1 protein-coding gene is annotated in these 14,804 nt (G+C 66.8%); it reads right to left on the bottom strand.

What is annotated here, in order from left to right; translation table 11 throughout:
* Positions 1-26 precede the first annotated feature (26 nt).
* Positions 27-14,798: a type I polyketide synthase gene (locus ACWDKQ_RS04135; RefSeq protein WP_450137281.1), complete on the bottom strand. Its 14,772-nt coding sequence runs from the start codon at positions 14,796-14,798 to the stop codon at positions 27-29.
* Positions 14,799-14,804: the final 6 nt, after the last annotated feature.

The following is a 14,804-nucleotide window of genomic DNA, read 5'->3' as shown; positions in this document are numbered from 1 at the left end:
GGGGAGCTGAGGCGAGGAAAAGGCGGTCAGCGCCGGAACTTCCGGTCAATGAGGTCGAAGATTTCGTCGTCCGTGGCCGCCGTCAGCGATTGGGGTGTCGTCGCTCTGGCCGTGCCGTCACGTGCCCCGTCCCACTTGGCGAGGAGTGCGTGCAAGCGCTCCGCCACCTTGGCCTGGTCCTCCAGCGGGATCGAAGGCCCTTGCGCCAACGTGGTATCCAGCCTGTCGAGCTCGGCGAGCAGCGATTCGATGCCGTTGTCCGGCTCCGCGACCAGGGCCGGAACCAACTGTTCGGACAACGCCAGCGGCGTCGGGTGGTCGAAAACCAGCGTCGGCGGCAGGCGAAGCCCGGTCACCGCGTTCAACCTGTTGCGCAGCTCTACCGCGGTCACCGAATCGAAGCCCAGTTCGGCGAAGGTCCGATCGGGTTGCACAGCCTCCGCCGAATCGTGCCCCAGGGTGTTGGCGGTTTCCGCCAGCACCACCTCCAGCAGCAGGTGTCCGCGCTCAGCGGGCGGCAGTGCGGCCAGCTGCTGCCCCAGCTCGCCGGCACCGTGTTTCTCCTCGGTCTCGGTGTCGGGCCGTAGATCCACGATCTCGTCCAACAGTGGTCGCGGGCGGGCCGCGGTGAAAGAGGCGGCGAATCGCTCCCAGTCCACATCTGCGACGGTGATGGCGGTTTCTCGTTGGGACAGGGCCTGTTGCAGCGCGAAGAGGGCCGACTGCGGTTCCATCGGTACCAGGCCCCTTCGGCGGAGATGCGCCTCGTTGCCTTCCTGAACGGCCATGCCCGAACCCGCCCACGGACCCCAGGCGACGCACGTCGCCGGCCGACCGTAAGCCCGTCGGCGCTCGGCAAGGGCATCGAGATACGCATTGGCGGCCGAATAGGCTCCTTGTCCGCCGGCTCCCCAAACCCCCGAGATCGAGGAGAACAACACGAAGGCGTCCAACGGTTGCCCGCCAAGCAGCCTGTCCAGGTTCGCCGCGCCGACGACCTTTGCCGACAACACGTCGGCGAACTGCGCCAAGGTCGTCTCGGCCAGGTTCGCAGGCGTCCCGACGCCGGCGGTGTGCATTACCGCCGACAGCGGATGCTCCGTCGGGACGGCCGCCAGCACCGCCGCCAGCTCGTCGCGGTCCGTCACATCGCAGGCCACGACTGTGACTTTCACGCCGAGTTCGGTCAGGTCGGCCTGCAGGTCCGCTGCGCCGGGAGCTTCCGGACCGCGGCGACTGATCAACACCAGATGCTCAGCTCCCCGCCGGGCCAGCCATCGTGCGACCTCGGCACCGAGCGCGCCTGTTCCGCCCGTGATGAGGACCGTTCCCCGGCTACGCCATGTCTCTGACCGGGGGTTCTGCGCTGCGCGCACCACTCTGCGAACGAACAACCCGGATGAACGCACGGCGAGCTGATCTTCGGTCCCCGTCCCGGCGAGTGCGGCCACCAACCCGTTCCGGGACGTCTCGTCCAGTGTCTCCGGAAGGTCGATCAGGCCACCCCACCACTGCGGATGTTCAAGGCCGACGACCCTGCCGAGCCCCCAGATCAAGCCGTGGTCCGGATCCGCCGGACCGTCCTCGGTCCGGGCCTCGACGCCACCGGTCGTGGCCAGCCACAGCGGGGCGGAAACACCCGCATCGCCCAACGCCTGCGTCAGGATCACGGTAGCGGCGACACCACGGGACAGGTGCGGATGCGCCGCGCAGGGCATTCCGTCCATCGCCAACAGAGACAGCACACCCGTCACCTCGGTGCGGTCGGCAACGACGGCGCGCACCTTGTCCACAAGCGCACTGCGTCGGAAGTCCTGCTCGGTCAATTCCAGGACCGCGACCTCGGCGCCGCGCGCGATCAGCGCGTCGATGACGACCGCCGGTTGATCTCGGGGCACGTCAGCTGGAAGCACCACCAGCCACACGCCCCGGAGGGCGGCTGCGGACGGCACCTCGACGGACCTCCAGCGCACCTGGTAGCGCCAGGAATCCGCGAGGGCCTTCTGGCGTTGTTTCTCGCGCCAGGAAGCCAGAACGGGCAGCACCTCCCGGAAGGGCTGGTCCCGGTCTATGCAGAGTTCATCCACCAACGGTTCCGGATCGGCGCGCTCGACCAACTCCCAGAAGCGCGCGTCGACCGGGTCGGCAACCACATCGCCGCCGCGCCCGTCCGCTTGCCCGGCCAGCCAGTACCGCTGGCGCTGGAAGGCGTAGGTGGGCAACTCGACGGTGCGGGCGCCGGTGCCGGCGAAGCAAGCCGACCAGTCCACCGCACCACCGCGGACGTGCACGTGCGCCAGCGCCGCCACCGCGGTCTCGACCTCATCGCGGTCCCTGCGCATCAGCGGGATCGCCGCCACCCTCCCAGCCTGGTCGGACCCGGCCAAGCACTGCTCGACCAAGGCCGACAACGCCCCGTCCGGGCCGAACTCGACGATCGTGTCCACACCTTGGCCGACGAGCGCTCGGACACCGTCTCCGAAGCGGACAGGATCACGCACTTGGCGCGTCCAGTAGTCGGCCGCGCACATCAGTCCGGTGGTGTCCAGCGCACCGGTCGCGGCGGAGACGATCGGCACCACCGGTTCACCGAACTCGACGCACCTGGCGGTTTCCGCGTACTTGTCCAGAATCGGTTCCATCCGGTACGAGTGGAAAGCATGGGAGACCCGCAACCATTTGGTCCTAAGCCCTCGGGCATCGAGTTTGCCTGCGAGCTCCACGAGCACGTCGCGGTCGCCGGAGAGCACTACCGACTCCGGGCCGTTGATCGCAGCGATGCTGACCCGATCGCACACCCCGGAAAGCAGCGGTCCGACCGCCTCCTCGCTGGTGGCGACCGCGAGCATTGCGCCGCCGATGGGCAATGCCTGCATCAGATCGGCCCGAGCCGCAACCAACCGTGCAGCGTCCGGCAAGGACAACACACCGGCCGCGTGCGCCGCAGCCAACTCGCCGACAGAGTGCCCCAGCACCGCGGCTGGCCGCACGCCCCACGACCTCAGCAATCCCAGGAGACCGACTTGAACCGTGAAGATCCCCGACTGCGCCCACAACGTCCGGTCGAGCATCTGCTCATCAGCACCGAACAGCACACCCCGAACGTCCGCGCCCAGGTGTGCGCTTAGCGCGTCGCAGGCTTCCTCGAAGGGGTCCGCGAACGCCGGGAAAGCCGCGCACAACGCCTTTCCCATCCCCAGCCACTGACTGCCCTGACCGGAAAAAACGAATCCGATGCGGCCACCGGAATTCGCAGAGCCGGTTACCACCCCCGGCGCCGTCCGGCCATCGGCGAGCGCTGCGAGCCTGGACAGCAGGGCCTCCCGATCGGCACCCCACACGACGGCGCGCTCGTCCAGCACAGAACGAGTGGTCGCGAGTGAATACCCCAAATCCAGCGGAGAAGCGCCAGGCCCCCGGTCCAGCCGGGCCTGCAGCGCAGCCGCTTGGGCCTGCAGCGCTGCGAGACTCCTGGCCGACAACATCCACGGGATCACCGCTGGATGCGCGGTGACCCGCCGATCCGATTGGTCGATCTCCGCTGGTTCCGACGGTGGTTGTTCGAGGATGAGGTGTGCGTTGGTGCCGCTGATCCCGAACGACGACACCCCCGCTCGACGAGGACGGCCGCTCTCGGGCCAGGGCGTGTTCCCGGTGAGGAGCCGAACGGCCCCGGCAGACCAGTCCACCTGCGGAGTGGGCTTGTCCACGTGCAACGTCGCAGGCAACTCCCCGTGCCGCATGGCCTGCACCATCTTGATGACCCCCGCCACACCGGCCGCTGCCTGCGTGTGGCCGATGTTGGATTTGATCGACCCCAGCCACAGGGCCCGTTCAGGATTCCGCTCCTGCCCATATGTCGCGATCAGCGCCTGCGCCTCGATCGGATCCCCGAGCCCGGTACCGGTCCCGTGCGCCTCCACGACATCCACATCGGACGCCGACAGTCCCGCATTCGCGAGGGCCTGCCGAATCACCCGCTGCTGGGACGGACCATTCGGCGCAGTCAAGCCATTCGACGCACCATCCTGATTCACCGCAGACCCGCGAACCACGGCCAACACCCGGTGACCATTCCGAGAAGCATCCGACAACCGCTCCAGCAGAACCAGGCCGGCACCCTCACCCCACCCGGTGCCGTCCGCAGCGGCCGCAAACGACTTGCACCGACCATTTGGCGCCAAACCGCGCTGACGAGAGAACTCGAGGAAAGCCAGGGGCGTCGACATCACCGTCACACCACCCGCCAGCGCCATATCACACTCACCCGAACGCAGCGACTGGCACGCCAAATGCAACGCCACCAACGACGACGAACACGCGGTATCCACCGCCACCGCAGGCCCCTCAAGACCGAACGTGTAGGAAATCCGGCCAGCCAGGACACTCGCGGCGTTTCCGGTCAGGAGGTGACCCGCCGCCTCCGGCGCGGCAGCCACTTTCGCACCGTGGTCCTGTCCATTGGTCCCCGCGAACACACCGGTCCTGCTGCCCCGCAACGACAGCGGAGCGATTCCTGCTCGTTCGAAAACCTCCCACGCCACTTCGAGCAACAACCTCTGCTGCGGATCCATCGCGCGCGCCTCGCGAGGGCTGATGCCGAAGAACCCGGCGTCGAACCGATCAGCAGCGGTCAGGAAGGCACCTTCTCGCACGTAGGTACTGCCTGCCCGATCCGGATCCGGGTCGAACAACGCGTTGCAGTCCCAACCCCGATCGACGGGGAACGTCGATACCGCGTCACGTCCCGCAGAAACCAGCTGCCACAGCTCCTCGGGCGAGCAGACGTCGCCCGGATACCGGCATCCCATCGCGACCACGACAACCGGATCATCCACTGGATCGGCCCCGGCCACGACGGTGGTCGCGGGCTGCGCTCCCACCAGCTCGACGACCAGCTGCTCTGCCAGCGCGGATGGGCTCGGATAATCGAAGATCAACGTTGTCGGCAGACTCAATCCTGTTGCCTCGCCCAACCTGTTGCGCAGTTCGACGGCCATCAGCGAATCGAATCCGAGCTCCTGGAACGCCCGGTCAGGACCAACTGGGTCAGACCCGTTGTGTCCCAACACAGTCGAGGCCTCCGCCAGCACCAAGTCCAGCATCGCCCGGCGGCGTTCGGCGGCGGCCATGCCTCCGAGCCGCTGTAGCGGGCCGGCCGAGTCCGCCGCACCGGTGGTGTTCTCCGCATCCGCCAACGCCTGCTGTGCTTCGGGCAGCTCGTCGAGCAGCGGACGCCGACGGGACATGGCGAACACCGGGGCGAACGTCTCCCACGCCATATCGGCTACGACCAGGGATGTCTCGTCACGATCCAATGCGCCCTGAAGTGCCAGCAACGCCCGATCCGCAGCCATTGGCACCAGACCGGCCCGGCGCAGCTGTGCACCGCCTTCACCTGCGGCCATGCCGTCACCGGCCCACGGCCCCCACGCAACCGCAGTCCCTACCAACCCCCTTGCCCGACGCTGCTGCGCCAACGCATCCAAGTAGGCATTCGCCGCCGCATAAGCGCCCTGCCCCCCAGCACCCCACACACCGGAGACTGAGGAAAACAGCACGAAGGCATCCAGTTCGATGTCGGCGAGCAACTCATCGAGATTCGCCGCACCACCTACCTTCGCCGACAGCACCCCAACGAAGTCGGTCAAATCCATCGACGCCACGTCGCCGACTTCAACGACCCCCGCCGCATGCATCACCGCGGTCAGCGGGCAATCATCCGGAATGGTCGCCAACACTTCGGCCAAAGCGTCACGATCAGCCACGTCACAGGCCTTGATCGACACCCGAGCGCCCAGCGCCTCCAGCTCCGCCCGCAAATCTCCAGCGCCCGGAGCCGCCGCGCCTCGACGGCTGGTCAACACCACATGCTCAGCCCCCGCACCCGCCAACCACCGAGCAACATGCGCCCCCAAACCGCCCGTACCACCCGTCACCAACACCGTCCCCCGAGGACGCCACACCGACCCGGCACCCGACGCACCAGCGCGTTCCAACCGCCGCATGAACACACCATCGGGACGTACCGCGATCTCGTCCTCGCCAAGACCTGCCAACACGACCGACAAGCGTCCTCGAGCGTCCTCATCGAGCAAGCCCGGCACGTCGACCAGGCCACCCCACCGGTCCGGATGTTCCAGACCGACGACGCGGCCCAGTCCCCACACCAGCGCCTGCCCCGGGTTCACCGGCACATCCCCGACCGCCACACCACCACACGTCGCCAACCACAATGGCGCCGACACATCCGCGACCCGCAGAGCTCGCAGCAGTACCAACGAGTTCAGCGCGCCATTCGGCAAAGCAGCGTTCGGCGAGGACGGCGATTCATCCAGCGCCAGCAAGGACAACACGCCGCTTATTCCCCCTGATGCGACAAGCAACGAGCGGAATCGTTGCGCCAGGGCTTCCTCGTCGTGCCCGGCGAGCTCGCACAGAACTGCCGAGCAACCCCGTTCCTCGAACATCTCGTTGAAACGCAGAACTTGCCGACTCGCAGACCACCCCTCCGGCACGACGACGAGCCATGTCCCCGACAACGAGGGGTCTGGCAAATCTGCCCGCTCATGCCAGGAAATCCGGTACCGCCACTGGTGCAACAGGGATTCATTGCGGATCCGGCGATGCCAGGAGGAGAGGACCGGAACCACCGACTCCAGGGACGCCTGCACGTCGTGATCGCCGGTTATGTGCAGAGCAGCGCTCAGCGCGCCGACATCTTCCTGCTCGACGAGTTCCCAGAAGTCCGACTGGGGCGCGGGATCGGCGGATTGCCCGACCGGTTCGGATGGTGAGTCAAGCCAGTACCGCTGTCGTTGGAAGGCATACGTGGGCAGCTCGACCTGCTTTGCCCCAGTACCGGCGAAAAACGACCGCCAGTCCACCTCGGCACCACACACATGGACCTGCGCCAAGGCCGTTGTCACCGTTTGCGCCTCGTCGCGATTGCAGCGCATGAGCGGAACCGCGGCCACCCGTCCGCCCTGATCGGATCCGGCCACGCACTCCTGCACCAGCGCCGACAACACCCCATCCGGACCGACCTCGACGATGGTGCTCACGCCGTGAGCCGCGAGCGCAGCAACACCGTCGGCGAAGCGGACGGATTCTCGCACCTGGCGCACCCAATACTCCGGCGTAGCCAGCATGCCGACCTCATCGAGCTCACCCGTCAACGTCGACACGATCGGCAGCCCTGACGACCGGTAGTCCACGCTCCGGGCGATTTCGGTGAACTCCGCCAGCATCGGATCCATCCGATGCGAATGAAACGCATGCGATACCCGCAACCACCTCGACCGGAGCCCTTGCCCGTCCAGCCGACCGGCAATGTCATCGAGCACATTCCGATCACCGGAGAGCACCACCGACCCGGGAGCATTGACCGCGGCGATCCCCACACGATCACCGCAGTCGGCCAACAACGGCCGCAGCTGCTCCTCTCCAGCAGCCGCAGCGAGCATGGCACCGCCAGCTGGCAGGGCTTGCATCAACCGGGCACGGCCCGCCACCAACCGAGCCGCATCCCGCAACGACAACACTCCAGCAGCAAACGCCGCCGCCAGCTCGCCGACCGAATGGCCCAGCACCACAGCGGGTCGGACACCCCACGAACCCAACAACTCCCAGAGTCCGACTTGCAACGCGAACAGGCCCGACTGCGCCCACAAGGTCTGGTCCAGAAGTTGGGTATCCGAACCAGACATCACATCTCGTAGCCGGGTTTTCTGCCCGAGATGCGCATCCAGCTCACCGCAGGCTTCGTCAAACGCGTCGGCGAACACCGGAAACGCCGAGTGGAGCCCGCTTCCCATCCCGGGCCACTGACCACCTTGACCGGAGAAAACGAATCCGACCGGCCCAGCGGCACGAGTGCCTGTGATCACCTCGGCAGCGTCATTACTGGCGGCCAGCGCCTTCAACCCCGGCAGCAACGCGGCACGATCCGCACCCAGCACGACAGCGCGGTGGTCCAACGCCGGACGGGTAACCGCAAGCGAATAGCCGATATCTCGCGGGGAAGCATCAACGCGATTGCTCAAGTAGGACATCAATGCATCTGCCTGGGCGGATAGCGCTTCGGGTGTTTTGCCCGACACCATCCACGGCACCACCGGAACATCGCGGACAGAACCCGAATCCGGCTCTGTTGAGCGCTGCGACTCTCGCGGAGGTTGTTCAAGGATCAGGTGCGCGTTGGTGCCGCTGATCCCGAACGACGACACGCCCGCCCGGCGATGACGACCGCTGTCGGGCCAGGGCGTGTTCTCCGTGAGGAGTCGGACCGTGCCCGCAGACCAGTCCACCTGGGCGGAGGGCTCGTCCACGTGCAACGTGCGCGGCAGCTCCCCCTGCCGCATCGCCATCACCATCTTGATCACACCAGCAACACCCGCCGCCGCCTGGGTATGACCAATATTCGACTTCACCGACCCCAGCCACAACGGCCGACCGGGATCACGATCTCGGCCGTACGTAGCGATCAACGCCTGCGCCTCGATCGGATCACCAAGCCGCGTGCCCGTCCCATGCGCCTCCACAGCATCCACGTCGGACACGGACAGCCCGGCACTCGTGAGTGCCTGGGTGATCACCCTTTGCTGTGACGGACCATTTGGCGCCGTCAAGCCATTCGACGCGCCGTCCTGGTTCACCGCGCTACCCCGCACCACCGCCAGAACCTCGTGCCCATTGCGCCGGGCGTCCGACAACCGCTCCAGCAACACCAGACCGGCACCCTCACCCCACCCGGTGCCATCAGCGGCCGCCGCGAACGACTTGCACCGCCCATCCGGAGCCAGACCCCGTTGACGGGAGAACTCCACGAACGTCGTCGGCGTCGACATCACCGTGACGCCACCGGCAAGGGCGAGGTCGCACTCACCGGCCCGAAGTGCTTGACCCGCCAGGTGCAACGCCACCAACGACGACGAACACGCCGTATCCACCGTCACCGCAGGCCCCTCGAAACCAAACGAATACGCAACCCGACCCGACAGCACGCTCCCCGCGTTACCCGTCCCGAGGTGCCCTTCGAAGCCCTCCGGTGCTCTGGTGATGAATCGGGCCCCATAGTCGTGGTACATCAAGCCCGCGAACACACCGGTCCGGCTGCCGTGCAACGAGAACGGATCGATCCCGGCCCGCTCCAAGGTTTCCCAGGCGACCTCCAGCAGCAACCGCTGCTGCGGATCCATCGCCAACGCCTCACGCGGGCTGATGCCGAACATGTCAGCATCGAACTCCGCCGCGTCCCGCAGAAACCCGCCCTCACACACATACGAGGTCCCGAGACGATCGGGATCAGGATCGAACAACGCCGCGAGATCCCAGCCGCGATCGTCCGGGAACCCAGCCACCGCATCCACGCCGCTGGCCACCAGCCGCCAGAGCTCCTCCGGCGACGACACCCCACCCGGAAAACGACATCCCATCCCGACAATCGCAACAAGATCCTCTTCGACACTCGCTGCCCTGGTCGCCGGCGTCGACGTGGACGCGACCTCACCTGCCAGTTCCTGATGCAGGAAACGCGCCAGCGCCCGCGGCGTCGGATAGTCGAACACCGCAGTCGCCGGCAACCGCACCCCCAGCACCCCGGCAAGGCGGTTCCGCAACTCCACGCCAGACAACGAATCAAAACCCAGATCACGGAAAGCACGGTCGCCCCCAACCTCGACCGCACCGGAATAACCCAGCACGGCCGAAACGTGCTCCCGCACCAAACCCAACAGTGCGTCCTCATCCTCGACCTGAGAATTGGCAGCTCTCCTCGCCACACCGCCGCGAACAGGAACCAACGCGCTCAACAACGCCGGAATCGCGTGCGATCGTCCGTTCCCGACTAGCAGCGCCCTGTCGAATCGAGCGGCAACGACGCAAGCCCGGTCCCTCGCGAACGCGGCATCGAACAGGCGGAGTCCATCCTCCGTGGAAAGTTCTGCGATGCCCGTCCGCGCCAACCGCTCCACCGCCGCCGCGTCCAAGCCACTCGTCATACCGCTGGGTTGCGCCCACAGTCCCCACGCCAACGACAACCCAGGCAGCCCACGCGACCGGCGATAACGTGCCAATGCATCCAGGAACGTGTTCGCCGCCGCGTAGTTGGCCTGCCCCGCGGCACCCGCAATCCCAGAGAAGGACGAGAAAAGAACGAAGAACGAGAGATCCAGATCGCGGGTCAACTCGTGCAGATGCCATGCCCCCGCCACCTTCGGGGCGAACACCGTGGCCACATCCGCCGCCGACAAGGACCCGATCACTGCGTCGGCCAACACCCCAGCGGTATGCACGATCCCCCGCAGCGGGCAGTCGACCGGAATGGCGGCCAGCACCTGCTCCAGATCGGTGCGGTCGGCCACATCGCAAGCCACCACGTCAACCACGGCGCCCGCGCGCGCCAGCTCATCCACCAATTCGTGGACTCCAGGCGCATTCCAGCCACGCCGACCTGCCAACACCAAACGCCGAATCCCATGCTCCTCCACCAGGTGACGGGCAACCACTCCACCCAACGCACCGGTGCCACCGGTGATGAGGACGGTCCCGTCGGTGTCGAGTTGCGGGGAGGAGCCCTCCTCACGCACCTTGAGTCGCCCCAACCGAGGCACCAGCGTCACGCCGCGCCGAAGTGCCAGCTGCGGTTCTCCTGCTCGCGCGGCGGCCGGCAACGCCTGCCACGACTCAGGTGTGCCGTCCACGTCCGCCAGCACGAAGCGACCCGGGTTCTCCGACTGGGCTGAACTCAACAACCCCCACGACGACGCACCCACCAGGTCGGCGACGTCCGAATCCGAGTCGGCCGACACCGCTGCACGCGTGACGACCACGAGCTGGGATTCGGCGAACCGCTCGTCCGCAAGCCACGACTGCACGAGAGCCAGCAGATCGGAGGTCGACTCTTGGGCGCGCGACGGCAGGGATCCACCCTCGACCTCTTCGGCCGACATAGCTGCGACCAACACCGAACCCGGGGCAGGAACGTCCGAGTCCACCGCCACACGGAGCTCATCCAGGGTCGCGAACCGTGCGGTTGCGCGCACCGATTCCGGCCAAATGGGACCGTCACCGACGATGGCAAGGTCGTCGCCGGCGGTTGTTCCCAACAACGCCTGCCGGTGCCAGTCCACCTCGAACAGGCAATCACCGATCGCGCCAGACCTCACCTGCTGCCGGGAAATCGGGCGTGTCACCAGCGAATCAACCGATGCCACGAATCGGCCAGCCGGGTCCACTGCGACCAACGACAGTTCGTCATCCGCAGTCAACGAGAGGCGGGCCCGCACCACCGCGCTTTCAGTAGCGCGAATTTCCACCCCACGCCACGAGAACGGCGCCCGCGCTTCGCTCTGGACCACCGACGGCTCGCCCGCGGCGGCATGCAGAACCGCGTCCAGCAACGCGGGGTGGACGCCGAATCGATCGACTCCCACCTGCATGTCATCCGGCAACGCGACCTCGGCGAACACCTCCCCGCCTCGTCGCCAGGCAACGCGCAGACATCTAAAGGCCGGTCCGTACGCGAAACCGTGCCCTTCAAGGAATGCGTAGACCCCGTCGGCATCGATTTCGGTCGCATTCTCCGGGGGCCATGCGGTCAGCTCATGGTTCTCGGCGGCCACGGGTGGGAGAACCACGCCCGTCGCGTGCTTCTTCCACTCGGGTTCGGTCGCCTCGTCAGGACGGGAGTAGAGCGCCACCGACCGGGCTCCGGATTCCCCGGGCGGTCCCACCAGCACCTGAACCTGGACCGCTCCGTGATCCGGCAGGATCAGGGGCGCTTCCAAAGCCAGTTCTTCCACCCGGCCACAACCGAGGCGCTCGCCGACGTGCCACACCAGCTCGACGATCGCGGTGCCGGGGACGACGATTTCGCCCAGCACCCGGTGATCGGACAACCACGGATGCGAACCCGCTGTCAGCCGACCGGTCAGCACCACACCTTCGCCGTCTGCCAACGCAACCACCGCACCGAGCAGCGGATGGTCCGCCTCGGTCAATCCGGCGGCGGTCACGTCACCCGCACGCCCGGTGGATGCCAGCCAGTACCGCTGCCGCTGGAAGGCGTAGGTGGGCAGGTCGACTTGCTTCGCCCCGGTCCCGGCGAAAAACGACCGCCAGTCCACCGCACCACCACGGGTGTGGATCTGCGCCAAAGCTGCCAGCACGGTTCGCGCCTCGTCGCGGTCCTTGCGCACCAGCAGGATCCCGGCCACCCGCCCGGAATCCGCCACACACTCCTCGACCAACGTCGACAACGCCCCGTCCGGACCCAATTCGACAATCGTGCCGACACCCTGACCGACAAGCGCCTGGACACCCTCGGCGAAACGGACGGGCTCACGCACCTGACGCACCCAGTACTCGGGAGTGCCCATCACTCGACGACCGTCCAGCTCACCGGTCAGGGTCGAGATGATCGGCAGTTCCGGTGCGTGATACTCGCGGCCTCGGGCGATCTGGGCGAACTCTTCCAGCATCGGCTCCATATGGGGCGAATGGAAAGCATGCGACACCCGCAACCACCGGGTCCGGCACCCCTGATCGTGCAACCGATCAGCGATCTCGGTCAGCAGCTCGCGGTCGCCTGAGAGCACAACCGATTCCGGGCCATTCACCGCCGCGATACCGATCCGGTCCCGCACCCCATCGAGCAGAGGATCGACCTGAAACTCACCCGTAGCGACCGCGAGCATGGCACCACCAGAAGGCAACGCCTGCATCAACCGGGCACGACCCGCCACCAACCGCGCGGCCTCCGACAACGACAAGACACCAGCCGCATGCACCGCAGCCAGCTCACCCACCGAGTGCCCCAACACCACATCCGGCCGAACACCCCACGAACCCAGCAGCCGCAGCAAACCAATCTGCAACGCGAACAAACCCGACTGCGCCCACACCGTCCGATCCAGCAACCGAGCTTGCGAACCGAACACCACATCCCGAACCCGCAGTTCCTGGCCCAGGTGTGCATCCAACTCTGCGCAAGCCTCGTCGAATGCATCGGCGAACACCGGAAACACCGAGTAGAGACCCCGGCCCATCCCCGGCCACTGACCACCCTGACCAGAGAACACGAACCCGACGCGGCCACCAAGCCCCACAGATCCCGAAACCACTCCGGGCACATCGCAGCCGTCGGCGAATGCCCTCAACCCGGTCAGGAGCGCGGCACGGTCCGAGCCCAACACCACTGCGCGTTCATCCAGCGCCGCGCGCGTCATTCCAAGCGAATACGCCACATCCACCGGCGACAGCTCCGGCCGGTCCTCGATATGCGAAAGCACCCGTTCGGCCTGCGCCCGCGCAGCCTCCGGTGTCTTACCCGACAGCACCCACGGCACCACGGGGACGGCTGCATCCGGTTCGCGCCCGCCTTCGACCGGCCCGGCCGGTTCGCCCTGCTCGACTGGAGACTGTTCGAGAATGACATGGGCGTTGGTGCCGCTGACCCCGAACGACGACACCCCTACCCGGCAAGGACGACCACTGTCCGGCCAGGGCGTGTTCTCCGTGAGAAGCCGGACAGAACCCGCCGACCAGTCCACCGCCGACGTGGGCTCATCCACATGCAACGTGGCGGGCAGCTGCCCGTGCCGCATCGCCAAGACCATCTTGATGACGCCGGCAATGCCAGCGGCCGCCTGCGTGTGACCGATGTTGGACTTGACCGACCCCAACCACAACGGCCGATCCTTCTCCCGGCCCTGCCCGTACGTGGCGATCAGGGCCTGAGCCTCGATCGGATCACCCAACGTGGTCCCGGTCCCATGTGCCTCGACCGCATCCACATCGGACACCGACAGCCCCGCACTCGCCAACGCCTGGGTGATCACCCGCTGCTGCGACGGACCATTCGGCGCGGTCAAACCATTCGACGCGCCGTCCTGGTTTACCGCGCTACCCCGCACCACCGCCAGAACCTCGTGCCCATTCCGCCGCGCATCCGACAACCGCTCCAACAACACCAGACCGGCACCCTCACCCCACCCGGTGCCATCAGCGGCAGCCGCAAACGACTTGCACCGCCCGTCCGGAGCCAAACCACGCTGACGGGAGAACTCCACGAACGTCGCCGGCGTGGCCATCACCGTCACACCGCCGGCCAGCGCGAGATCGCATTCGCCGGAACGCAACGACTGACACGCCAAATGCAGGGCCACCAACGACGACGAGCAAGCCGTATCCACCGTCACCGCAGGACCCTCAAACCCAAACGAATACGCAACCCGACCCGACGCCACACTCACCATCCGCCCGGTGAGTCCAAAACCACCAGCGTTTCGGCTCATCTCCTGCAAGGACGGCCCGTACTCCTGGGGCGTGACCCCGCCGAAGACACCGGTCTTGCTGCCGCGCAGGGATGTCGGGTCTATTCCCGCCCGTTCGAGGGCCTCCCAGGACAGCTCCAGCAGCAACCGTTGCTGCGGGTCCATCGCCAACGCCTCACGCGGCGAAATCCCGAACATGGCGGGGTCGAAATCGCCCGCTCCTGCGAGGAACCCGCCGGCCCGCGTGTACGACGTTCCCTGGTGGTTCGGGTCAGGATCGTACAACCGGTCGAGATCCCAGCCCCGGTCGGCGGGGAATTCCGAGATGGCGTCGGCGCCAGTGCGCACGAGTTGCCAGAGCGCATCGGGAGAGTCGACGCCGCCGGGCAGTCGGCAGCTCGCTGAGACGATCGCGATCGGCTCCTGACTCCGGCTCTCGGCTGCGAGCAGGCGCTGCCGGGTCTGATGCAGGTCCGCAGTTACCTTCTTCAGATAGCCGAAAAGCTTTTCTTCATTGGCCATTGTGAT

This window comes from Saccharopolyspora sp. NPDC000995 (assembly GCF_053599315.1).
Note: the sequence above shows the minus strand (reverse complement) of the source record. Positions and strands in the feature narration are given on the sequence as shown.